The organism is Streptomyces tauricus (genome assembly GCF_014650955.1).
Taxonomy (GTDB): Bacteria; Actinomycetota; Actinomycetes; order Streptomycetales; family Streptomycetaceae; genus Streptomyces; species Streptomyces tauricus.
Genome location: NZ_BMVY01000002.1, coordinates 175,847 through 197,872 on the forward strand (window position 1 = coordinate 175,847; position 22,026 = coordinate 197,872).

Here is a 22,026-nt window from a genome sequence, read left to right on the forward strand (position 1 = left end):
CGCTCGAGCGAAGCCGAGAGTGGGGGGAGGGTAGGGGCGGCGGGGGCGAGGAAAAGGCTGTTCGCTACGTCGGTGGTGTCGGTGGTACCGAGTCCTTCGGAACCGTCGCCGTCGCCGGCGGCAGCTCCGTCGCCGCCGTCGACCCGTGCGGCCCCGGCGACTGCCGCAACGCCGCCTCACGCGAGTGGGACCGCAAGTACCCCACCACCGTGTTGGTGACCGCGACGAGCGGCACGGCGACCACCGCGCCGCCGATCCCCGCGACCATCCCCCCCGCCGCCACGGACAGCACGACGGCCAGCGGATGCACCCGCACGGCCCGTCCGAGGATGAACGGCTGCAGGATGTGGCCCTCGATCTGCTGGACGGCCAGGACCACCGCGAGGGTCATGACGGCGGTGAAGACGCCCTGGGTGACGAGCGCGACGACCACCGCCAGCGCCCCGGAGATGACGGCACCGACCAGCGGGATGAACGCGCCGAGGAAGATGAAGACGGCGAGCGGCACGGCCATCGGGACGTCGAGGAAGAAGATGCCGAGTCCGATGAAGATGGCGTCGATCAGGGCGACTATCACCGTCCCGCGGACGTACGCGGTGAGGGTGCGCCAGGCCCGCGGCCCCGCTCCCGCCACTCCGGGACGCGCCGCGGCCGGGACCAGCTTGAGCGTCCACTCCCAGATGCGCTTGCCGTCGTAGAGCAGGAAGAGCGTGGAGAACATCGTGAGGAGGATGCCGGTGAGCGCCTCCACGATGACGGTGACGCCTTCGAGCCCCGCGGACGTGATCTCCTCGGTGTTCGCCCCGACCGCCTCGCGCAGGCTCTTGGCGATGTCCTTGATCTGGTCCTCGGTGACATGGAACGGGCTGTTCAGCAGCCAGCGCTGCAGCTCGTCGATGCCGTCCTGGATCTGGTCGGCGAGGTTGTTGATGTTCTCCATGACCTGCCAGACCACGAACCATCCGACCAGCCCCATGATGACGAAGCCGAGGATCGCGGTGAGCGCGGTGGCGAGGCCGCGCGGGAACCCGTGCCGGCGCAGGCGGGCGACCGTGGGCTGGAGCAGGGCGGTGATGAGCAGCGCGGAGACGAAGGCCAGGACGACCAGTTGTACGGCGCTGATGACCCGCATCAGTACCCAGACGGTGCCCGCGAGGACGAGCAGACGCCAGCCCGCCTCGGCGGCGACCCGCATCCCCCACGGGACCGCGGTGGCGGGATCCGGACGGACGTGGGCGACCGTGCCCGCGGGGGACGGCCCCGACAGCGACGAGGACGAGGAATCCGTACCGGCCCCTTCGCCCTTGTCGATCTCGTCGTCGTCCTTCTCGGCGGCCGCGCGGCGCGCGTCCAGCCGTTCTCCCACTTCGGTGAGTCCGGCACCGATCCGGCCGAACCAACCTGGCACTCGCGACATGACCCGTCCTCTTCCCCCGTTGCTCCCCACCACTCCTCCCTGGAGTCCCTGGAGTCGTCGGCATCGACCGTACATGGCAGAAGCCCCTCACCGTAGGACGGTGAAGGGCTCCGCGGGGTTGAGCCGCCGGCGGCTCAGTAGTAGTTGTTGGCCTGCCAGAAGTTCCAGGCCGCACACGGGCTGCCGTAGCGGCCGTCCATGTAGCTGAGGCCCCACTTGATCTGCGTCGCCGGGTTGGTCGCCCAGTCGGCACCGGCCGAGGACATCTTCGAACCCGGCAGGGCCTGCATGAGGCCGAACGCGTCGGAGGTGGGGTTGTCCGCCTGGTAGTTCCAGCTGGACTCGTGGTCGACGATCCGGCTGAAGCACGCGAACTGGTCCGCCGGGACGAGCTGGCGGGCCATCGCCTGGACCTCGGCGACGGTGTACGAGGACTGGACGGCGAAGCTGGAGGCGTCACGCGTGGCGGAGCGGCTGGCGACCTTCTCCTCTTCCTCGCGTTCCTTGGCCTCCTTGGCTGCCTTCTCCGCCTTCTCGGCGGCCTTCTGCTTGGCGACCGCGTCCTTGGCCGCCTGCTTGCGCGCGGCTGCCTCGGCGTCCTTCTTGGCTGTCGCGTCCGCCGCGATGGCCTGGGAGTCGGCCTGCTGAGTCAGAGAGGCGGTCTGCACCTGCGCTTGCGCGCCCGCGGGTATGTCCGCGAGGAGCGTGGCGCCGCTCGCCGTTGCCTCGGCGTCATCGCTCGCCGGTGCGGTGTTACCCGAGGCAACACCCGTAACAGCGCCGACAGCGGTGACTGCGGTGGCCGAGGCCACTGCGAGCCCACGGACCGAAATCCGGCTCACACGGTTTCCTTCCAGCATCGACCGCTACAGGTGACCCTCGCGGACGCAATCTTGCCCCTGGCACTGGCCTCCCAACTGCGGGGTCACGGGAGGCACGGGCCCGGTGGGCAACTCCCTTGCGGGGAGCGCCGCGTGGTGCGCGGGCGGCATACGACGGCCATATGGAGTTCTGGGGTTCGTGCTGTGCTGCGCCGCTGGGGGTACAGCTGTGTCGTATGCGGGGCCTGACAGGAGTGAGACTCTGCCGTACCCCGGCGCCGGGAGGCAATTCTGTGCTGGGTGTGAAAGCTCACACCTCGTTTGCCTCAGAAGTTTTTCGGAAACGAGCGCGCACGACGACGCCGCCCGGCTAGGCTCTTCGCCTTTGCCGGACGGCGCCAACTGCCGTGCAGCCACCACCCGTCGCACAGAGCGGGACGGGTGGGGCAGCCGGGATCAGATCTGTCCGTCCTCCAGCATTTCGGTCACAAGGGCGGCAATCTGGGACCGCTCGGACCTGGTGAGTGTGACGTGCGCAAAGAGCGGATGCCCCTTCAGTTTCTCGACGACGGCCACCACTCCGTCGTACCGCCCGACCCTGAGGTTGTCCCGCTGGGCCACGTCATGGGTCAGGATGACCCGTGAATTCGAGCCGATTCGGGACAGAACGGTCAACAGGACGTTCCGTTCCAGGGATTGCGCCTCGTCCACGATCACGAACGCGTCGTGGAGGGAACGGCCGCGGATGTGCGTGAGCGGCAGGACCTCCAGCATGCCGCGCGCGGTGATCTCCTCGATGACCTCGCGGCTGGTGACCGCGGACAGCGTGTCGAAGACCGCCTGCGCCCAGGGGCCCATCTTCTCGGACTCGGAACCGGGCAGATAGCCCAGTTCCTGCCCGCCGACCGCGTACAGCGGCCGGAAGACCATCACCTTCTGGTGCTGGCGCCGTTCGAGCACGGCCTCCAGGCCCGCGCACAGGGCGAGCGCCGACTTCCCGGTGCCGGCCCGGCCGCCCATGGACACGATCCCGATGTCCGGGTCCAGCAGCAGATCCAGCGCGATGCGCTGCTCCGCGCTGCGGCCCTTGATACCGAAGGCCTCCCTGTCCCCGCGTACGAGCCGGACGTTGCCCTCGGCCGTCACACGTCCCAGCGCCTTGCCGCGCTCGGACTGGATCATCAGACCCGTGTGGACGGGGAAGTCGGACGCCTCGGGGACGTACAGGCTCTCCTGGTCGAAGAGGAGGTCCACCTGCTCGCCGGAGAGCGTCAGTTCGGACATTCCGGTCCAGCCGGAGGAGCCCGTGATGGCGAGTTCCGCCCGGTACTCCTCCGCGAGGAGCCCGACCGAGGAGGCCTTGATCCGCAGCGGCAGGTCCTTCGACACGACCGTGACGTCGAAGCCCTCCGCCTGCAGATTGCGGGCGACCGCGAGGATGCGGGAGTCGTTGTCCCCCAGGCGGTAGCCGCTCGGCAGCACGCTGGGGTCCGAGTGATTGAGCTCGACACGGACCGTCCCGCCCAACTCCCCCGTGGGGATGGGAGCGTCGAGACGGCCGTACTTCACCCGGAACTCGTCCAGCAGACGCAGGGCCTGCCGGGCGAAGTAGCCGAGTTCGGGATGGTGCCGCTTGGCCTCCAATTCCGTGACCACGACGATCGGCAGCACTACTTCGTGCTCGTCGAAGCGGTTCATGGCGTGCGGGTCGGCCAGCAGGACGCTGGTGTCGAGAACATAGGTGCGCCGGTCTGGCATACGGCGCTTTGTGCTGGTCACCACGGAAGGACGTACCCCCTCGGATGAGGTCGGGGAGCGACGGAGGAGAGGTGGACCGGTTTCCGGCACCGATGCACGGGCCGTGAACCGGCCCTCCGCCTCGTCCGTACTGACCGCACGGTCGCGCTGGTGCAAAGGGCCTCCCGGGCGGACGGCCCCGTGCCGTCCGCTGAGATCCGACACCCGTGGTTCGGGTGTCGACCTGGAGGCTTTATGCCCTCGAACGAGCCATGCCATGCCAGCACACATGACGGCGCCCTGGTGAACTCCTCATTACTTCCACCCCAAAGGACCAATCCCCGGTCCCACGGCAGCCCCGCACGGCGGGGCCGCCTCAGTCCCTCATCCGCCGTAGCGCCGGTGGCGGGCCGCGTAGTCGCGCAGGGCACGCAGGAAGTCGACCTTGCGGAAGGCCGGCCAGAAGACCTCGCAGAAGTAGTACTCGGAGTGGGCCGTCTGCCAGAGCATGAATCCGGACAGCCGCTGCTCACCGCTCGTACGGATCACGAGGTCGGGGTCGGGCTGGTCGCTGGTGTAGAGGTGCTTGCCGATCATGTCGACGCTGACGTCCTCGGCGAGCTTCTCCAGCGAGGCGCCCTTGTCGGCGTGGTCGAGGATCATTGACCGCACGGCGTCGGCGATCTCCTGCCGGCCGCCGTAGCCGATGGCGACGTTGACGAGTATTCCGTCGACGTGCGCGGTGGACTCCTCGGCCTCCTTCAGGACGGTCTGCATCCGCGCGGGCAGGATGTCCGGCGTGCCCACGTGGTGCACGCGCCAGCGGCCGTCGGCGGCGAGGGAGCTCACGACGTTCTCGATGATGCCGAGCAGCGGTACGAGTTCTTCCTGGGGCCGGTCGAAGTTGTCCGTGGACAACAGCCAGAGGGTGACGACCTCGACGTCGGTCTCGGAGCACCAGCCGAGGAATTCCTCGATCTTGTCCGCTCCGGCCCGGTGCCCCTGGGCGGCCGTGCTGCCGGCGGCCTTCGCCCAGCGCCGGTTGCCGTCCATGATGACCCCGATGTGCTTGGGCACCTGGTCGTGGTCAAGGTGGCCTTCCACCCTGCGTGCATAGAACCTGACCAGCAAGCGGCGCAGGTTGTCGCGCAGGTTCACGTCTTCGTCAGCCCCTCCGTGCAGATGGCAGTCCCCGAGGGCGACACCCTACCCCCGCCGGAGCGCCCCTCCCCCTTGGGGTACAAGGGCTCACGGCCGATGGGCGCACCGGGTACGGGCCGGGTGCGGCACGAGTACGGGTCGGGTGCGAGCCGGTGCGGACCGCGAGCGGACCCGGAAGGCGGACCGGGTCGGCGGGCCGGGGAGCGAGGGCGTGCGGGGCGGCACGACGGCGGCTCCGGGGCGTACGCCCGGCGCGGAGGAGCGCACAAAAAACGGGCCGGTCCGTGGGGGGGAGACGGACCGGCCCGAGGGGGGGTTTCCACCATAACCCTTCGTAAGGGATGTCGCGCGCATCGGCGTGCCACAACTACTCTCCGGAGTCGTCCGACAACGCCTGAGTGGGAGTGGAAGCGTTCATTCAGTGGCAGATCATGGCCGATTCCCAGCGAATTCGAAGGAGATCGGGGAGAATTCGAAGAGAACCAGGGGGTTCGCACGCGGATATGAGGCGTTGAGCCATCCGCCTCGGACGTACGCCCCAAGAGTGACGCGGCCGGGTGACGACCGCCTCCGCCCCGGGAATCACCCGGGAATCAAGGGATGTGGCGGGCACCGCGCAGCCCCCTCCGCAGCGCGGTGCCGTCCCGCGCAGCTTTGCTGACGCGAATTGCCTTGGTCCGAACTTACGGGACCCCGGAGAGCGGAATGAGCCAATCGGCATAACGATGTGGAAACTCTGTGAGCGTTTCAGGGATTTTTGTAGCCGCCCTCACACGGGCCGGCAGGCAATAGGCAATCTTTGCAACCTCTTAAGTGTTTACAGCAGGTAATTTCCCTCATTGACACACATAGGTTGATTGCTCACCATTTGGCCGTACGTGGGGTCGGGGTCGCGCGGCCGACAGCGACCGGGGACTGGCACCTGACACACAGCGGCCAGGATCTGACCTACTTCCCCCCTAGCGTCGCCGTCATGACATCGAGGATGACGAGGGTCACGAAGGTCGCGAAGGTCACCTGGGGCGAGGCGAGCGCGCGGCGCTACGGACGTCAGCTGCTGCACCTGCCCGCGCGGTCCGGGACCTCCGTCGCCGCGGTCGCGTCCACGCTGCTCGCCGTGCACGCGCAGGTCCTGTCCGCGGCCGAGCTCTCCCTGGCCCTGCGGCTCGGCGGCGCGACCCGCCAGGACGTGCGGTCGGCGCTGTGGGACGACCGGAGCCTGGTGAAGACGTACGGGCCGCGCGGCACGATCCATCTCCTCGCCGCCGACGAGCTCCCCTTCTGGAGCGCGGCGCTGACCGCCGTGCCGGGCACCACCACCCTGCCCCCCGCGGTGCGCATGACCGCCGACCAGGAGGAGCAGGTCGTCGCGGCGGTCGGCGACGCCCTCGACGGCCGGCAGCTGACCATCGACGAGCTGTCCGAGGAGGTCGTGGCCGGCACCGGACCGTGGGCCGGGGATCTGGTGATGGAGGCGTTCCAGGGCAAGTGGCCGCGCTGGCGCCAGGTGATGCACCGCGCGGGCCAGTCCGGCGCCCTGTGCTTCGCCCCCAACCGGGGCCGCAAGGCGACGTACACCCGCCCCCCGCGCTTCGACCCGCTCCCCTCCGACGAGGCTCTCGCCACCCTCGTACGCCACTATCTGCACGCGTACGGTCCGGCGACGCCCCAGCACTTCGCCAAGTGGGCCGCCGCGCCCCGGGGTTGGGCCGCCGGTCTCTTCTCGTCGCTGGCCGCGTCCGGCGGGATCGAGGAGGTCGACTTCGAGGGGACGCCGGCCTGGGTGGTGGCGGGCGACAAGGACTTCCCGACCGAGGCCGTACGGGGTGTGCGACTCCTCCCCTATTTCGACGCGTACGCCGTCGCCGCCCAGCCGCGTGAGCGGATGTTTCCCGGCGCCGCCTACGAACGGGCCCTGGCCGGCGGGCAGGCGGGGAACTTTCCCGTGCTGCTCGTCGACGGAGTGGTCGCGGGTGTCTGGCACCAGCGGCGGCAGGGGAAGCGGACGACGGTGACGGTGGAACCGCTGGGACGGCTGACCGGCGCGCAGGAGAGGGAGCTGGGCGAACAGGTCGAGCGCGTCGGGGAGATCCTGGAGGCGGTACCGGAACTGGTGGTGGGGAAGGTGACGGCGGGGCCGCACGCCTGAGCCCCTGGCCTTCGGGGCCGGTGACCGGTCGCGGGTCACGGGTCGCGGGTCACGGTCCTGAGGTGGCGCCGGCCTCGGGTTGGCTCCAGGCCTGACGTGGCTCCATGCCTGACGTGGCTCCATGCCTGGGGGCGCGTCCGGGCCTGACCCGGTCGGCCGTCGGGGTCTAGTCGCGCCAGGCGCTCTCCCGGAGCAGGCGCAGGCCGTTGAGCCCGACCAGGATCGTGGAGCCCTCGTGGCCCGCGACGCCGAGAGGCAGCGGCAGGTGGCCGACCAGGTCCCAGACGACCAGGACGCCGATGAACGCCCCCGCCAGGCACAGGTTCTGCACGACCAGACGCCGGGCGCGGCGGGACAGGGCGACCGCCTTGGGGAGGGCCGTGAGGTCGTCGTGGACGAGTACGGCGTCCGCGGTCTCCAGGGCCAGGTCCGAGCCCGCCCGGCCCATCGCGACACCGGTATGGGCGGCGGCCAGGGCGGGCGCGTCGTTCACACCGTCGCCGACGAAGAGCACCCTGCCGCCCAGGTCCCGTACCGCCTCGGCCTTCTCGTGCGGGAGCAGGCCGGCGCGTACCCCCTCGGAGGCGAGGCCGGTCCGCCCGGCCATCGCGTGGGCGGCCCGGGGGTTGTCGCCGGTGAGGAGGGCGGGCGGGGCGGTGGTGAGTCGGTTCAGCGCGGAGACGGCCGCGGGGGCGCCGGGGCGGATCCGGTCGGCGAGGAGCAGCCAGCCCGCGCGTACGCCGTCCACGCGCACCACGACCGCCGTGCCGTCGGTGTCCGGGACCGCCGCTCCCTCGCCGAGACGCTCGGGCGAACCGACCGCCACCTCGCGTCCCGCCACGGTCGCGGTGACTCCGCACCCGGGCGCGGACCGGAAGTCGTACGCCTCCTGGAGCGGGTTCGCGAGGGGCTTTCCACAGGCGTCCTCGCGCGGGAGGTCCTGGGCGGCGGCCACGATCGCGCGGGCCAGCGGGTGCTCGCTGCGGTGCTCGGCGGAGGCCGCGAGGAGCAGCAGCTCGTTCTCCGAGAAGCCGGGTTCCGGGAGGATCTTGGTGAGGTGGGGGGTGCCCTCGGTGAGCGTGCCGGTCTTGTCGTAGGCGATCCGGTCGGTCTGCCCGAGGCGTTCCATGACGACGGCGGACTTGATGAGCACGCCGTGGCGGCCCGCGTTGGCGATGGCCGACAGGAGCGGCGGCATCGTCGCCAGGACCACCGCGCAGGGTGACGCGACGATCATGAAGGTCATGGCGCGCAGCAGCGCCCCGGTGAGGTCGGCGCCGAACGCGAGCGGGACCGCGAAGACGAGGACGGTCGCGGCCACCATGCCGAGCGCGTAGCGGTGTTCGATCCGCTCGACGAAGAGCTGGGTCGGGGCCTTCGTGCGGGACGCCTCCTCGACGAGGGCGACGACCCGCGCGATGACCGTGTCGGAGGGGTCGCGCTCGACGCGGACGCGCAGGGCGCCGGTCCCGTTCAGGGTCCCGGCGAAGACCTCGTCGCCCACGGCCTTCGGTACGGGCAGGGGTTCGCCGGTGATGGTCGCCTGGTCGATGTCGCTCGCGCCGTCCAGGACGCGGCCGTCGGCCCCGACGCGCTCACCGGGCCGGACGAGGATCACGTCCCCGATGGCGAGGGAGTCGGCCGCGACGGTTTCCTCCCGCTCCTCCGCACCCTGCGCGCCATCTGCGCCCTCCGCGCCGCTCACGGGGTGGAGTCGGGTGGCGGTGGGGGGTGCCAGACCGAGGAGGCCGCGGACGCTGTCCTCGGTGCGCGCGGTGGCCAGGGCCTCCATCGCGCCCGAGGTGGCGAAGATGACGATGAGCAGCGCGCCGTCCATGACCTGGCCGATCGAGGCGGCGCCGAGCGCCGCGACGATCATCAGCAGGTCGACGTCGAGGGTTTTCGCACGCAGTGCCCTGAGCCCTTCGAGCGCGGGCTCCCAGCCGCCGGCCAGATAGGCCGCGGCGTACAGCAGGCCCCACAGCCAGGCGGTCGCGCCGAGCAGTTGGAGCGGGAGCGCGAGCAGGAAGGCCGCCGTGGAGACGGCGGCCCAACGGGCTTCGGGCAGGGCGAGGAGACGGGTGTCGGCTGGCTGCACGAGCGCCACCATACAGGAACACATGAATAGGTCTTCATTCATTCCGGTAGCTGGCGCGGACGCCTCGCTACGATGACGGCATGGGTCATGGAGTCGATGCGAAGAGCAGCATCCGCGACCGTCTGGACGCCGTGGGCGCCGCGGACGTCGCGGCGACGCTCCAGGCCCTCGCCACGCCCTCCCGGCTGCGCATCCTGGCGCGCCTGCGGGAGGGACCGTGCGCGGTCGGCGAACTCGCCGAGGCGGCGGACCTCGAACAGTCGGCGTGCTCCCACCAGCTGCGGCTGCTGCGCAACCTGGGGCTCGTCACGGGAGAGCGGCGCGGACGGTCGATCGTGTACGCGCTGTACGACCACCATGTGGCGGAGCTGCTGGAGCAGGCGCTGCATCACGTGGAGCATCTGCGGCTGGGGCTGCGGGACGAGGCGTGACGTTCATGGCGTGCACGTTCATGGCATGACGGTCGGCGGCCATCGACAGCGGCTGGCGGCCGACGGCCGTGGTCAGGCTTCGGGCTTCACGTTTTGGGCTTCGGGCTTCACGTTTTGGGCTTCGGGCTTGCGGGCCTCGATGAGGTGGCGGGTGCTGTGGGCCACGAACGGGCCCTCGGCCACGATCCGTTCGTGCAGGCTCAGCAGCCGGGTGCGGTACCGGTCGACGGTGAAGTCGGGGACCATCCACACCACCTTCCGCAGGAAGTGCACGACGGCCCCGATGTCGTGGAACTCCATCCGCAGCCGCGCCGCCCGCAGGTCGACGATCCGCAGACCGGCCGCCTCGGCGCCGGCGCGCTCGCGGTCGGGGTGGCGGTCGTTGCGCCCTGCTTCCGGCTGCGGGCCGAGGAAGTACTCGACGATCTCGAAGACGCTGCCGGGGCCCACGTGCTGGGCGAAGTACGTACCGCCCGGCTTGAGGACGCGGGCGATCTCCGTCCAGCGCGGACGCACCGGGTGCCGGCTCACGACGAGGTCGAAGGCCTGGTCGCCGAACGGCAGCGGGGCGTCCTCCGGGGCGGCGACGACGACCGCGCCGAGCGGATGGAGCAGGGCGGTGGCCTTGGCGACGTTCGAGGGCCAGCCCTCGGTGGCGACGGTGAGCCTCGGCAACTTCCGGGCGGAGGCCAGTACTTCGCCGCCACCGGTCTGGATGTCGAGAGCGGCGTCCGCGTGGGCCAGCCGCTCCGCCATGGCCCGCGCGTACCCCCAGGAGGGGCGTTCCTCGGTGGCACGCCCCTCGAACCACGAGAAGTCCCATCCGTCGGTGGGGGCGGCCTCGGCTTCGGCGACGAGTTCGTGGAAGGGCTTCATCGGGCGATGGTGACAGGGGGTGCGTGCGGGGCGCGACAGGTTTCCTACCCGGCTACTCCTGTACCGGGGCGTCGTCGAGTACGAGGAGGGTGTGGATGTCGGCGCCATGCTGGACCGTGCCGGCGCGGCGGAAGCCGTGGCGTTCGAGGAGGCGCACCGAGGCGGTGTTCCCGGGGAACGGGTCGGCGTGGAGAGGGCGGACGCTCTCCACGCGGAGGAAGAGGGCGAGGGCCTCGGTGCCGATGCCTCTGCCCCAGTAGGGACGGCCGAGCCAGTACCCGATGAACCGCCGCCGCGTCCCCGCGCTTTCGTCCCCTCCCCCCTCCGCTTCCTCCCACCAGGCGACGATGTGGCCGGCCGGGGCGCCGTCCACGTCGACCGTCCGTACAAGGACGGTGTCGTCGCCGAGGATGCGGGTGGCCCAGTGGGTCATGAAGCGCCCGCGCGGCCGGGCGGTGAACCTCGACCGGCGGGTCGCCTCGGTGTCCTGCTCCTGCGCGAAGAACGCCTCAAGGTCGGCTTCTTCCACGGGCCTCAGCCGTACGTGCGCGTCGTGGGTCATACCGAGCGAGTCTGGCAGGGGCCACTGACAGTGGCAGGACCACTGCTGCCCGCTGCCGCTCAGGGCACGAGGGGGCGCACCTCTTCGGCGGCGAAGCGGATGAAGCCCTCGGGGTCCGGTTCGTCGGCGGTGGGCTGGAGGACGACCGTGTCGGCGCCCGCGTCCGTGAGGCGCTGCACGGCCTTGGCGACGGCGCCGGCGTCCCCGGCGACGCCCAGGTCCGGGACCGACGCCACGCCTTCGGCCTCCAGTTCGGCGTGGAGACGGGCGGCGGCGCCGGGGCCGGTGGCGGTGAGGAGGTAGACGACGACGCTGTGCGGGGCGTCGGTGCGGGAGGCCGACGCCCGCCCCTCGTCGATGAGCTGACGGGCCTTGCGTACGCCGTCGGGGGGCGTGTTCGCGGTGAGGATGGTGCCGTCCGCGGCCTCTCCGGTGAGCTTGAGGGAGCGGGGGCCGGTGGCTCCGGCGAGGATCGGCACGGGGGCGGGCGGGGGCCAGTCGAGGGCGACACCGTCGAGCTTCACGTACCGGCCGTCGGTGGTGACGCGCTCACCGGCGAGCAGGGCGCGCAGGGCGGCGAGGTACTCGCGCAGGAGCGTCACGGGCGACTCGGCCCGCGCGCCGACCTGCCCCATCCAGTCCTGCACGCCGTGGCCGACGCCCAGGACGGGCCGGCCCGGGAAGAGCCGGTGCAGGGTGGCGGCCTCCATGGCGGTGACGGCGACGTTGCGGAGCGGCACGGGGAGGAGGCCGACTCCGACGCGCAGCCGGTCGGTCCAGGCGAGGGCGGCCGCCGCGGCGGAGATGCCCCCTTCGAGGAAGCAGTCCTCCCACAGCCAGAGCTCTTCGAGCCCGGCGTCGTCCGCGGCACGGGCGACGGCCCGCAGACGTTCTGGTGGCAGCTGAGGCCGAAAGACAGCACCGAGTGAGGTCATGGCCTGTTCCTACCCGGGGGACGGGCGGGGCTCAAACTCTTCAATCACCTGTGCGCTCGGCCGTTCACGCCTCCTTCGGGAACGTGACCTCCACTCGGCGGTTCTTGCGGCGGCCCTGTTCCGAGGTGTTGTCGGCGATCGGGTAGTCCTCGCTGTAGCCGCGGACCACGAAGGTGACGCTCATGTCGCCGAGGTTCGAGGCCAGTTCCTCGTGCACGACCTCCGCGCGCCGCTTGGAGAGGGTGAGGCCGTGGGCGTACGAGCCGAGGTTGTCCGTGAAGCCGAAGACGCGGACGTTCGTGGCCTTCTGGGCCTTGATCTCCTCCGCGATCGTCGCGATGCGGGCGTTCGCCTCCGGGTTGAGCTTCGAGCTGTCCTTCGGGAAGAGGACCTCCGCCTGGAGCGCGAACGTCACGTTCTCGTTCGTGTCCTCGCGCCGCTCCTCCCCGCCGAGGTCCTCGACGACCGACTTGATGTCGAGGACCCGCGCGGCGGCGAGGGTCGCGCCGTCGGCGAGCTTCAGCCCCGGGCTGTTCGCGTCCACCTCCGGCGGCGGGGAGGTGGTGACGCTGCCCGGCGGGGCGCTCGGGTCCTCGTCGTCCGCATGGGCCGAGGTCAGGGGCGTCATGAAGACGAGGGTCGTGAGGGCGGTGAGGGTGATCGACACGGTGCGGGGGGTGAGGGGCATGGTCACTCGCCCTCGGAGATCTCTACGGAGGCCGGGGGCATGGACCCGACCTGGAAGGAGACCTTGGCGGTGTCTTCGGGTGGGGCGGGGAACTGGGCGAACCACTCCGTGGTCTCGCCCGACTGGACGCCCCCGGTGAACCGGGTGCAGAGGCAGCGCCCCTCGGTGTCACGCAGCACGAGGTACTTCTTCTTGCCGGTCTGGTCGACCAGGCTGGCCCCCGCGATGGACCCGCCGTTGCCGGCCAGCTCCCGCTCGTCGCCCCGCCAGTCCGCGGCCACCCACGACTTTCCGCTGTTGTTCGTCACCGTCCCCTCGACGGTGACGAAGCCGCCCTCGTCCCTGTTCGCCGAGGTGACGGCCAGCGTCAGGCCGCCGCTCTTCACTTCGGCCAGGATCTGCTGCGCGGAGGGCGACTCGGAGCTCTGCCTGTCGTCGCCCTCACCGTTCTTGGCCGGTGAGGAGGACGACGTCTTCTTGTCCGAACCCTCGTCGTCGCCACCCCCGCCGCAGCCGGCCACCGTGAGGACCAGCCCAGTCGTGATCGCCACGGCGGTCAGTACCGTGCGGCCCTTCGTGGTGCGCCGAATGTTCATCGGTACGGCTTCCTTTCACTCGGCCAGTTGCACAGAGAACAGCACGGACGCGTCGGGAAGGTCGTCCAAATCGAAATCTTCGGGGTCGATGTCCAAAAGTTCGCCGTCACAATCCAGTTCGACGACGTCTTTCGGATCCTCGGGTACGTCGAAGTCGCAGCGGGGCTTGATGACGGCCGCGGCATCGGCGTTCGCCCGCATGCCCTCCGTGCCCGGAATGATCGAGTCCCCGACCGTGTAGTTGGTCTGGATCTCCACCTGGTAGCCGGGGAACCCGGCCGCGGTGTAGGGCGCGAATCCCGTTACGCTCGCGTCGTTCTCGGCGGCCAGCTCCCCTGCCGCGGCCGCGGCTCCGGCGCCGTCGAACCCGTCGCCGTCGAGCCAGTCCAGCCAGTCGTCGTCCACGCCGATGGCGCCTTCCAGGCCCTCCATCAGCTCGTCCCTGGCGTCCTGAGCCGCGGCCAACGCAGCGGCGTCCGCCGCGGACTGTGCTCCGTTCCGGGCGGACGCCGCTTGGGCGAATGCGAAGAAGGCGAACGCGGCGAAGAGCAGGATCCCCGTCAGCCAGATGGAGATGGGGAGTGTCGACCCCCGGTCACCGCGCGGAACTGCGGCGGTCAGCCGCCGATGACCTGGTTGACCGCGTCCAGGATCGCGCCGGAGATCAGTCCGTCCAGTCCGAGGCCGTCGATCAGCGTGAAGATCCCGGCGATCAGGATCATCAGGCCCGCGTACTCCACGAAGCCCGCCCCCGCGTCCCGGTCCCGACCGCGCATCCGGGAGGCCACGGTCCGGACCCGTCCGCGAAGCGCTGTCCCCGTGGACGTCTCCGGCTCCAGGTTCTTGGTCACTGTGATCCCTTCCCTCCCACCCAAAACCACTACCGTCCCGCGCACCGTACGTGAGAATCCGCCTACTGCGGGTGGGTCCAGGGGCCCAACTTCTCCTTGGCGGAGTCATTCGTTCCACCCCCCGTGGGCCGTGCCCAGCCAGCAGGCGATCGCTTCGCTGCGGGAAGAGCTGTGCAGCTTCGCGAAGATGCGGTTGATGTGATTCTTCACCGTCTTCTCGCTGATGAAGCACGTGGCGGCGATCTGCTGGTTGCTCATGCCGGCCGCGATGAGATCCATGACCTCCACCTCCCGTGAACTCAGGTCGTGATCCAGGCGGTTGTGGCCGCGACGGTGGAGTCCCGTCGCGTAGGCGGGGCGAGCCTTCCACGACTGTGCCACAACCGATTGCAGCTGCGAAGAGTTTTGGTTCGGTTCGTACGAAACACCGAGCGAATCCGAGACATCCACGGCGGACGACGTGAAGGTGGCCGTACCGTCCCGCAGACTCCGTACCGCCGTGATCAGTTCGTCAGCCGTGAACTCCCCGTGCACGAGGTAGCCGACCGCGCCCCGGCGCAACGCCTCGGCCACCACCTCGGGTTCACGGCTGTACGTCAGCATCATCACCGGCGCGAGCCGCGCCAGCCGGGGAAGCGCGGTCAGGCCGTCGGTGTCGGGCATGCGCACGTCCAGGAGGATCACGTCGGGAGCGTGACAGGTCGCGGAGGCGATCGCCTCCGCGCCGTTCGACGCCTGGGCCGCGACATGGATGTCGGGGTGGGCCGTCAGGAGGGCCGCGAGGCCGGCCCGTACGACCGGGTTGTCGTCGGCCACCAGCACTCGTAGGGGCGGGCCGGGAAGTGCCTGGTCAGGCATGTGCGGCCTCCTCTTGAGGGGAGTGTGAGGGGTATTGAGGGGAGGGGGTGGGACAGGGGAGGGTCAGCTCGATCTCCGTGCCTCTGTCCGCGCGGCTGTGCAGGTGGAGGTCCGCGCCCACCGATGCCGCGCGTTCCAGCATGCCCAGCAGGCCGAAGTGGCCGGTATTCGCCAGGACCTGTACGTCGTCCAGGGAGACGGCCGTGCCTACGCCGTCGTCCCGGACGGTCAGGCGCAGGACGCCGTACGCGGCTTCGAGGGTCACCTCCACGTGGGTCGCGTTCGCGTGGCGGTGGGCGTTCTCCAGCGCCTCCGAGGCGATCGCCAGGAGTTGGCGGGGCGCCCCCGGGGGGAGGGCGAGGGCCTGGCACGGATCGGGGGTGGGGGTGGGGGTGGTGATGGTCGCCTTGATGTTCGTACGGGACTCGAAGTCCTGGACCCTGGCCGCCAGTTCCGTCGCCATGTCCATCGGCGGGTGGGACAGGGCCGTGTGGGCCCGTAGGTCCGTGAGCAGTTCTCTGGACTCCGTCGCCGCCCGGCGTGCCGCTCCCGCCACCGCGGTCGCCTGGGACTTGAGGGTGTGGGGGTCCGTGCGGTGGTCCGCGGCCAGCGCCAGGGCCTCCGCCGACAGGGCGAGACCGTGCAGGGTCTTCGCCACGGAGTCGTGCATCTCACGGGCCAGGCGGGCGCGCTCCGACTCGACCGCCTCAGCCACCGCCAGGCGGGAGTTCGCCTCCGCGAGCGCCTGGCTGGCCGTGCCGAAGCGGAACATCAGGTTTCGCAGGGTGACGCCGATGACGCCCGCCGCGACGCAGAAGCCCGCGATCAGGAGGGTGCTCGCGCCGGCGCCCGGGCGGTGGTCCCACGCCCTGAACACCGTGAGCAGGACAACCAGTTGCAGTCCCGTGAAGACCCCGGAGCCGCGCCAGCCATACAGCAGGCCCGAGAGGAGGGGCGTGCAGACCGCCGCGTACGCGAGGGGGGACGCGGGGGACGCCGTGAGCAGGAGTATCGCGCCGAAGACCAGGTCCACCGCCATGAGGGTGGGGTGGGCCAGCAGCTGGGGCGCGCATCTGTCCCAGTCTCTGAGCATGGCGTACGAGCCCATCACGCCCAGGACCGCGGCGGTGAGGACGGCGTGGCGGGGGAAGCCGTCGGCGGCGTTCGCCGTCGCGAAGGGGGCGCCTATCGCGATCAGGGTGAGGCGGATCGCGAAGGCCTGACGGCAGAGGGCCTGGAGGGCGTTGAGCTGGAGGCGGATGCCGGGCGGGGCAGCGGCGTCCTCCGCGAAGTAGCCGGTGCCTGTGGTGGGGAGCGGGGTTCGCCGTCTGCGGGTGCGCGGTCGTGGCGGCTGGGCGCGCAGGTCCCCGGGCCCCCGACCCGGTCGGGGCCACCGGTGCTTCCAGCCGCTGCCCGTCATCTCAGCGCCCCAGGATCGAGCCGAAGTTCGTACCGGAGCCCAGGAACATGCCCGTGGCGATGAGGATCATCGTGGCCGGGAGCATGAAGACCAGCGTGACCATGGTCGCCTTGGGGATCGTCTTCGCCGCCCGGCGGCGGGAGTTCTGGGCGTCGGTGCGGCGCATGTCCGTGGCGAGCTGGATGAGGGTGTCGGCGATCGGGGAACCCAGTTCCTCGCCCTGCTGGAGGGCCGAGACGAACTGGGCCACCTGCTCCGAGGAGTTGCGCCGACGCAGTTCGTCGAAGGCCTGGCGGCGGCTCACGCCCATGTCCATCTGGCGGAGCGTGATGCGCAGCTCGTCCGCCCACGGGCCCTCGTAGTGTTCGGCCACGCGCTCCAGGGCCTGGCGGAAGCCGAGGCCCGCCGACACCACGACCGCCAGGACGTCCAGGAAGTCGGGGAGGGTGCGGTCGATGACCTCCTTGCGCTCGCGGATCGCCTGCCAGATCAGGGCGTCGGCGGCCAGCAGGCCGAACGCCAGGGCCATCAGGGCGAAGAGGGTCCGGCCGTTGGAGAGGAAGATCAGGAAGAGCAGGACGCCGAAGACGCCGTACACCGCGCGGCGGGCCGCGTAACGGTTCAGGGTCAGGCCGCCGGGGTTGCCCGCCATGTCGATCCGGCGGCGTTTGGCGTCCACGCGCCGGGGGCCCATCAGGCGCAGCACGAGCGGGGCGAAGCGCATGCCGAGGCGGTCGACGGCCGAGTCCGCCTTGGAGACGCGGGTGCCGCCGACCTCCAGCGCGAGGGCCATGTCGCCGGGGAGCTTGGCCTCCGCGCGGTACATGCGGATGCCGAGGAGGAAGCCCGCGACGGCGAGGCCGGTCAGCGCGGCGAGCAGCAGAGCGAACACGGTGATCCCCTCCTCATACTTCGATCTTGCCGAGGCGGCGGATGACGAAGAAGCCGATCGTGTAGAGGCCCATGGCGATCAGTACCAGGGTCTGGCCCAGCGGGGAGCCGGTCACCTTGGCCAGGGCGCCCTCGTTCGAGGAGTTGATGAGGAGGAGGGAGCCGAGGCCGAGGAGGGGCACGGTGAAGGCCGTCGCGTTGACCTCGGAGAGCATCGTGCGGACCTCGCGGCGGGTCTCCTTGCGGTCCTCCAGGGTCTTGGTGAGATTCCGCAGGGAGTTGACGACCGTGCCGCCCGCCTTGTTGGACAGGACCAGGGTGGTGACGAGGACGACGAGTTCGCGGGACGGGAGGCGTTCGGCCAGTTCGCCCAGCGCGTCGTCGACCGAGCGGCCCAGGGTCAGCTGGTCCGCGACCCGGGCCAGCTCCTCCCCCGCCGGCGCCTCCAGTTCCTCCGCCGCCATCGCGAGCGCCGTGCGCAGGGCGAGGCCGGCCGCCGCCGCGTTGGCCAGCAGGCGGGCCACGTCCGGGAGCTGGTTGATGAAGGCCTCGATACGCTTCTGGCGCTGCCAGTTGAGGAAGATCGCGGCGCTCCAGACACCGACCAGGCCCGCGATGGGGCCGAAGAACGGGGCCAGGGCCGCCGCCGCGATCAGCCACAGCGCGACGACCACGGCGGCGACGTACGTGAAGAACTCGCCCGCCGTCAGGTCGAGTCCCGTGGCCGACAGGCGCAGCTGGATCGTGCGGCCCAGCCGGGTGCGGCGCAGCCGGCGGTCGACGGCGGCGAAGCGGCGGGCCCGGCCGGCGGCGGTGCGCAGGGGGCCGCCGCCGGAGAGCCGGTCGACGAGGGCCTGGCGCTGGGCGCGGCCGGACACGTACGTGTGCACGCCCGCGACGGCCAGCGTGCCGCACAGCATGGTGGCGCCGAGGGCGAGGGGGACCGCGTTGTTCACGGCTCGCTCCTCTCGACGATCGGGACCGCGATGCCTCCGGCGGCTCCGGTGGCTCGGGGGGCTGCCATCGTTGTGGTGTGTGTCATCCGATCGCCTGTCGGGTGTTGAGGACGTCTATCGCCTCCGCCACCCCGAAGGCGGGCGGCAGCGGCTCGTTGGCGACGTACAGCTTCTCCGCGACCGACCGTGGCAGCGGGAGGTGTTCGAAGTGGCCGTGGACGACCCGGTCGGGGCCGGTGGGGCGCGGGACGAAGCGGGTGACGGGCACGATCCGGAACTGCTCGCGGCCGTGCGAGACCAGCAGCGCGATCTCGGTGACCTTGCGGGAGCCGTCGGCGTGCCGGGTGAGCTGGACGACGACGTCGACCGCGGAGTTGATCTGGTCCTTGAGCGCCTCGAAGGGGATCTGCACCTCGGACATCGAGCCGAGGGTCTGGAGGCGCATCAGGGCGTCCTCCGCCGAATTCGAGTGGACGGTCGCCAGGGAGCCGTCGTGGCCCGTCGACATGGCCTGGAGCATGTCGAGGGTCTCGCCGCCGCGGACCTCACCGACGATGATGCGGTCGGGGCGCATACGCAGCGAGTTGCGGACCAGGTCGCGGATGGTGATCTGGCCCTTGCCCTCCACGTTCGGGGGGCGGGATTCGAGGCGGATCACGTGCTCCTGCTGGAGCTGGAGTTCCGCGGAGTCCTCGATGGTGATGATGCGCTCGTGGGACGGGACCAGGCCGGAGAGGGCGTTCAGGAGCGTGGTCTTGCCGGAGCCCGTACCGCCGCTGACGATGACGTTGAAGCGGGCGCGGACGAACGCGGCGAGCAGCATCAGCATCTGCTCGTCCAGCGAGCCCAGGCCGATGAGTTCGGGGAGCGTGTACGCGCGGGGGAAGCGGCGGATCGTGAGGGTGGGCCCGGTGAGGGCGAGCGGCGGGATGATGACGTTGACGCGCTCCCCGGTGGGGAGGCGGGCGTCGACCATCGGGTTCGACTCGTCCACGCGGCGGTTGACCGTGGAGACGATGCGCTCGATGGTCTGCATCAGCTGTTCGTTCGAGGCGAAGCGGAGCGGGAGCTGCTCCACGCGTCCGGCGCGCTCCACGAAGATGGAGTCCGGGCCGTTGACCATGATCTCGGTGATCGACGCGTCGGCGAGGAGGGGTTCCAGGACGCCGAGGCCCAGGGCCTCGTCGACGACCCTGCGGATCAGCTGGGAGCGCTCGGTGGTCGACAGGACCGGGCCCTCGCGGCTGATGATGTGCCCGAGGACGCGCTCCAGGCGTACGCGCCGTTCGGCGGCCGCGAGGCTCGACATCTCCGCGAGGTCGATCTCCTCCAGCAGCTTGGCACGGTAGACGGCGACGAGGTGCCCGTCCTCGCGACCGGCTCCGCCCTCTTCGGGGGCGGCGATACGCGCTCGCAGGCTCATGTCTTCAACTCCTCTCGGTCGTGAGGTGGTTCGGTCCGGCGGTCATGCGGTCGGTCGGTGTCACGGTTCTGCGGTCAGTCGGTGTCACGGTCGGTCGGTTGCGCGGGCATGCGGTCAGTCGTCGGTGGGCATCGTGGCGTGGCGTTCGACGGTCACGCTCGGCAGGAGGGGGATGACGGCGGGGACCTGGAGCGTGACCGTCGCGGTGGTGAGGTCGTCGCCCTCGGCCGCCGACACGCTCGGGTCGAGCCAGCCGCTCACCGCCGCGGTGCCCGCCGCTCCCCCGTCGTCGCCCTGCGAGGCGGCCCGCGCCGCGGCCCGCGCCGCCGAACCGGCCTGGTTGATGCCGTAGCCGATCAGGCCGAGCTGGATGGCCGCCATCCCGACGAGCAGGAGGATCGGCAGGAACCCGGCGAACTCCAGCATGGAGACACCCCGGTCGTCCCGCGCACGTTTCCGTAAGCGTGCCAAGGTTCGCTTCATCAGTCCTCCCCCTCCAGTGCGGCCCCCGCCTCGCCCTCGACCGTCCAGCCGGCGTCGAAGCCCGGGAAGAACAGGGGCACCTGAGCGGTGACCGTGGCCTTCATGACCGGTCCCTCGACGCCGCAGTCGATCCCGGCGCCGTCCCAGGCGCCGGGCAGGTGCTCCCCGCCCGCGGCGCTGCAGGCACCGCCGACGTCCCCGTCGACCGCGTACGCCGCGGTCGCGGCCCGCGCAGCCTCGTCCGCCGCGTTCCCGGCGAGGGAGTACGTGTAGCCGTACAGCGCGCACTGCCACAGGATCGTCATCACGACCAGCAGGATCGGGAACATGCCGGCGAATTCGAGGGTGACCGCGCCCCGGTCGCCCATCTTGCGGCGCAGGGAGAGGGAGCCCTTGTCCGAGGATGCCTTGCGGCGACGGCCGCCACCGCCGGCGGGCTGCTCGGCCATCAGTCCCAGCTCGCCCGCCAGCGCCCACAGTGCCTGTTTGACCGTCGAGCGGGCGTCCAGGTCCTGCATACGGCCCGCGTCCACGACGGACTGGAGTTCCTTGAAGGCGGCGGGGACCGTGGTGCGGACGACCTTGGTGCCGGTGACGCGTTCGACCAGGGACGGCTGGATCTCCGTACCGCGGGCGAAGCGGTTGACGACCGTGCGGGTCTCCTCGGCCTTGCGGATCTGGAGGCGGTCCCACATGCGGACCATGCGTTTGGCGGCGCGGACGGCGACGACGTCGGGGGTGACCAGGAGCAGGGCCTGGTCGGCGAGTTCGACGGCGGCGGCGTTCGCGGCGTTCAGCTGGGCGCCGCAGTCGACGACCACGAGGTCGTAGCGGGAGCGCAGGGCGCCCAGGACCTGCCGGGCGACCCGGTCGGTGATCTCCTCGCCGCGTTCGCCCTCGGCGGGGGCGAGGAGCAGGCCGAGCCCGGTGTCGTGGGTGTAGACGGCGTCCTGGAGGACGCGCGGGTTGATGTCGCTGATCGCGGCGAGGTCGGCGATGGAGCGGCGGAACTGCACGTCCAGGTAGGAGGCCACGTCGCCGGACTGGAGGTCCAGGTCGAGCAGGGCGACCGAGCGGCCCGAGGCCTGGGCGGCCAGGGCGAGCTGGACGGCCGTGACCGTCGCGCCGACGCCGCCCTTCGCGCCGGTCACCGTGACGATCGAGCCGCCCGGGCCCGCGTACAGCTCGGGGGTGGCGCTGCCCAGGTGGCGGCGCATGCCGGTGGACCAGGCGGCGGCGGCCTGGACGCGTTCGGCGAGGGCGTCGTAGCCGAGCGGCAGGCCGACGATGCCGCGCGCCCCGCAGTCCATCGCGGCGGTCAGTACGCCGGTGCTGGTGTCGGCGGTGATGAGGACGACGCCGACGGCCGGGAAGCGCATGACCAGGTCGCGGATGACGTCGAGCGCGGGGACCGGGCCGATCCGCTCGTGGACCAGGACGACTTCGGGCAGTTCGTCGAGGGACTCGGCGGCCAGCCGGGCCAGGGTGTCCAGCAGGGCCGTGGTGTCGGGGACCGGCGGGGCCGGTTCGGCGTCGGCGAGCTGGCTCAGGAGGGTGCTGAGGGCGCGGGCCGAGTCGATGTCGCCGACGGCGGGCAGGATGCGGATGGTCATCGGCCCGACCTCGCGCGGCGTGGCCTCGGGGGGACGGGGAGCACAGGCTCTGCGCGCATC

General features: G+C 71.0%; 21 protein-coding genes. 2 read left to right on the plus strand and 19 right to left on the minus strand.

The genetic code is table 11. The features are described from left to right. Window positions 1–64: 64 nt before the first annotated feature. The 4 genes from IE278_RS05435 to IE278_RS05450 form a co-directional block, all read right to left on the minus strand. A complete protein-coding gene (locus IE278_RS05435) occupies window positions 65–1,417 on the minus strand; it encodes an AI-2E family transporter (protein ID WP_189769342.1) in 1,353 nt (450 codons plus the stop codon). A gap of 134 nt (window positions 1,418–1,551) precedes the next feature. Further along, window positions 1,552–2,259: an aggregation-promoting factor C-terminal-like domain-containing protein gene (locus tag IE278_RS05440; RefSeq protein WP_451873380.1), complete on the minus strand. Its 708-nt coding sequence runs from the start codon at window positions 2,257–2,259 to the stop codon at window positions 1,552–1,554. Window positions 2,260–2,694: 435 nt separating this feature from the next. After that, window positions 2,695–4,020 carry an RNA 5'-3' helicase PhoH2 gene (gene phoH2, locus IE278_RS05445; RefSeq protein WP_107020261.1) on the minus strand — a complete coding sequence of 442 codons (1,326 nt, stop codon included), beginning with the start codon at window positions 4,018–4,020 and terminating at the stop codon, window positions 2,695–2,697. A 339-nt stretch (window positions 4,021–4,359) separates the two neighbouring features. Continuing rightward, complete coding sequence (locus IE278_RS05450; protein ID WP_189769346.1) at window positions 4,360–5,133, minus strand: isoprenyl transferase; 774 nt, start codon at window positions 5,131–5,133, stop codon at window positions 4,360–4,362. A gap of 976 nt (window positions 5,134–6,109) precedes the next feature. Between IE278_RS05450 and IE278_RS05455 the strand changes: the two genes are divergently transcribed. Further along, a complete protein-coding gene (locus tag IE278_RS05455) occupies window positions 6,110–7,285 on the plus strand; it encodes a winged helix DNA-binding domain-containing protein (RefSeq protein ID WP_189769348.1) in 1,176 nt (391 codons plus the stop codon). A 166-nt stretch (window positions 7,286–7,451) separates the two neighbouring features. On the opposite strand, the gene IE278_RS05460 is transcribed toward IE278_RS05455, so the two are convergent. Further along, window positions 7,452–9,407, minus strand: coding sequence for a heavy metal translocating P-type ATPase (locus tag IE278_RS05460; protein WP_373311906.1), 1,956 nt, complete (start codon window positions 9,405–9,407; stop codon window positions 7,452–7,454). A gap of 56 nt (window positions 9,408–9,463) precedes the next feature. Between IE278_RS05460 and IE278_RS05465 the strand changes: the two genes are divergently transcribed. Then, window positions 9,464–9,814, plus strand: coding sequence for an ArsR/SmtB family transcription factor (locus IE278_RS05465; RefSeq protein WP_189769352.1), 351 nt, complete (start codon window positions 9,464–9,466; stop codon window positions 9,812–9,814). A gap of 72 nt (window positions 9,815–9,886) precedes the next feature. Here IE278_RS05465 and IE278_RS05470 read toward each other — a convergent pair whose 3' ends face one another. From IE278_RS05470 to IE278_RS05535, 14 genes are all read right to left on the minus strand, one after another. Beyond that, complete coding sequence (locus IE278_RS05470; RefSeq protein WP_189769355.1) at window positions 9,887–10,690, minus strand: class I SAM-dependent methyltransferase; 804 nt, start codon at window positions 10,688–10,690, stop codon at window positions 9,887–9,889. 52 nt (window positions 10,691–10,742) lie between these two features. After that, on the minus strand, window positions 10,743–11,252 hold the full coding sequence (locus IE278_RS05475; RefSeq protein ID WP_189769357.1) for a GNAT family N-acetyltransferase: 510 nt from the start codon (window positions 11,250–11,252) through the stop codon (window positions 10,743–10,745). Between the two features lie 59 nt (window positions 11,253–11,311). Then, window positions 11,312–12,187: an LLM class flavin-dependent oxidoreductase gene (locus IE278_RS05480; protein WP_189769359.1), complete on the minus strand. Its 876-nt coding sequence runs from the start codon at window positions 12,185–12,187 to the stop codon at window positions 11,312–11,314. Between the two features lie 64 nt (window positions 12,188–12,251). Further along, a complete protein-coding gene (locus IE278_RS05485) occupies window positions 12,252–12,875 on the minus strand; it encodes an OmpA family protein (RefSeq protein ID WP_189769361.1) in 624 nt (207 codons plus the stop codon). Between the two features lie 2 nt (window positions 12,876–12,877). Continuing rightward, the gene (locus IE278_RS05490) at window positions 12,878–13,471 is read right to left on the minus strand and encodes a hypothetical protein (protein WP_189769364.1); all 594 of its coding nucleotides are present in this window, start codon (window positions 13,469–13,471) and stop codon (window positions 12,878–12,880) included. Window positions 13,472–13,486: 15 nt separating this feature from the next. Next, complete coding sequence (locus IE278_RS05495; protein WP_189769826.1) at window positions 13,487–14,092, minus strand: pilus assembly protein TadG-related protein; 606 nt, start codon at window positions 14,090–14,092, stop codon at window positions 13,487–13,489. After that, the gene (locus IE278_RS05500; protein WP_189769908.1) at window positions 14,089–14,322 is read right to left on the minus strand and encodes a hypothetical protein; all 234 of its coding nucleotides are present in this window, start codon (window positions 14,320–14,322) and stop codon (window positions 14,089–14,091) included. Before IE278_RS05500 ends, IE278_RS05495 begins: the two co-directional genes overlap by 4 nt. A gap of 105 nt (window positions 14,323–14,427) precedes the next feature. Then, window positions 14,428–15,180: a response regulator gene (locus tag IE278_RS05505; RefSeq protein ID WP_189769366.1), complete on the minus strand. Its 753-nt coding sequence runs from the start codon at window positions 15,178–15,180 to the stop codon at window positions 14,428–14,430. Then, entirely contained in the window at window positions 15,173–16,600 is a 1,428-nt protein-coding gene (locus tag IE278_RS05510) for a sensor histidine kinase (protein ID WP_189769368.1), read from the minus strand. Before IE278_RS05510 ends, IE278_RS05505 begins: the two co-directional genes overlap by 8 nt. Before the next feature lies 1 nt (window position 16,601). Then, window positions 16,602–17,492: a DUF5936 domain-containing protein gene (locus tag IE278_RS05515; protein ID WP_189769370.1), complete on the minus strand. Its 891-nt coding sequence runs from the start codon at window positions 17,490–17,492 to the stop codon at window positions 16,602–16,604. A gap of 13 nt (window positions 17,493–17,505) precedes the next feature. After that, on the minus strand, window positions 17,506–18,411 hold the full coding sequence (locus IE278_RS05520; RefSeq protein ID WP_189769828.1) for a type II secretion system F family protein: 906 nt from the start codon (window positions 18,409–18,411) through the stop codon (window positions 17,506–17,508). Between the two features lie 118 nt (window positions 18,412–18,529). Beyond that, window positions 18,530–19,870: a TadA family conjugal transfer-associated ATPase gene (locus IE278_RS05525; protein WP_189769373.1), complete on the minus strand. Its 1,341-nt coding sequence runs from the start codon at window positions 19,868–19,870 to the stop codon at window positions 18,530–18,532. Window positions 19,871–19,984: 114 nt separating this feature from the next. Further along, window positions 19,985–20,353 (minus strand): TadE/TadG family type IV pilus assembly protein, encoded by a 369-nt coding sequence (locus tag IE278_RS05530; RefSeq protein WP_246569970.1) that lies wholly within the window; start codon window positions 20,351–20,353, stop codon window positions 19,985–19,987. After that, window positions 20,353–21,966 (minus strand): CpaE/TadZ family protein, encoded by a 1,614-nt coding sequence (locus tag IE278_RS05535; RefSeq protein ID WP_189769374.1) that lies wholly within the window; start codon window positions 21,964–21,966, stop codon window positions 20,353–20,355. Before IE278_RS05535 ends, IE278_RS05530 begins: the two co-directional genes overlap by 1 nt. Window positions 21,967–22,026: the final 60 nt, after the last annotated feature.

What these genes read in the sequence shown, in the direction of transcription:
- IE278_RS05520 (WP_189769828.1), bottom strand. Translation starts at nt 18,411, where the DNA reads ATGCTGTGCGGCACGCTGGCCGTCGCGGGCGTGCACACGTACGTGTCC.
- IE278_RS05525 (WP_189769373.1), bottom strand. Translation starts at nt 19,870, where the DNA reads ATGAGCCTGCGAGCGCGTATCGCCGCCCCCGAAGAGGGCGGAGCCGGT.
- IE278_RS05465 (WP_189769352.1), top strand. Translation starts at nt 9,464, where the DNA reads ATGGGTCATGGAGTCGATGCGAAGAGCAGCATCCGCGACCGTCTGGAC.
- IE278_RS05480 (WP_189769359.1), bottom strand. Translation starts at nt 12,187, where the DNA reads ATGACCTCACTCGGTGCTGTCTTTCGGCCTCAGCTGCCACCAGAACGT.
- IE278_RS05435 (WP_189769342.1), bottom strand. Translation starts at nt 1,417, where the DNA reads ATGTCGCGAGTGCCAGGTTGGTTCGGCCGGATCGGTGCCGGACTCACC.
- IE278_RS05505 (WP_189769366.1), bottom strand. Translation starts at nt 15,180, where the DNA reads ATGCCTGACCAGGCACTTCCCGGCCCGCCCCTACGAGTGCTGGTGGCC.
- IE278_RS05475 (WP_189769357.1), bottom strand. Translation starts at nt 11,252, where the DNA reads ATGACCCACGACGCGCACGTACGGCTGAGGCCCGTGGAAGAAGCCGAC.
- IE278_RS05530 (WP_246569970.1), bottom strand. Translation starts at nt 20,353, where the DNA reads ATGAAGCGAACCTTGGCACGCTTACGGAAACGTGCGCGGGACGACCGG.
- IE278_RS05490 (WP_189769364.1), bottom strand. Translation starts at nt 13,471, where the DNA reads ATGAACATTCGGCGCACCACGAAGGGCCGCACGGTACTGACCGCCGTG.
- IE278_RS05470 (WP_189769355.1), bottom strand. Translation starts at nt 10,690, where the DNA reads ATGAAGCCCTTCCACGAACTCGTCGCCGAAGCCGAGGCCGCCCCCACC.
- IE278_RS05535 (WP_189769374.1), bottom strand. Translation starts at nt 21,966, where the DNA reads ATGACCATCCGCATCCTGCCCGCCGTCGGCGACATCGACTCGGCCCGC.
- IE278_RS05455 (WP_189769348.1), top strand. Translation starts at nt 6,110, where the DNA reads ATGACATCGAGGATGACGAGGGTCACGAAGGTCGCGAAGGTCACCTGG.
- IE278_RS05460 (WP_373311906.1), bottom strand. Translation starts at nt 9,407, where the DNA reads ATGTGTTCCTGTATGGTGGCGCTCGTGCAGCCAGCCGACACCCGTCTC.
- IE278_RS05510 (WP_189769368.1), bottom strand. Translation starts at nt 16,600, where the DNA reads ATGACGGGCAGCGGCTGGAAGCACCGGTGGCCCCGACCGGGTCGGGGG.
- IE278_RS05485 (WP_189769361.1), bottom strand. Translation starts at nt 12,875, where the DNA reads ATGCCCCTCACCCCCCGCACCGTGTCGATCACCCTCACCGCCCTCACG.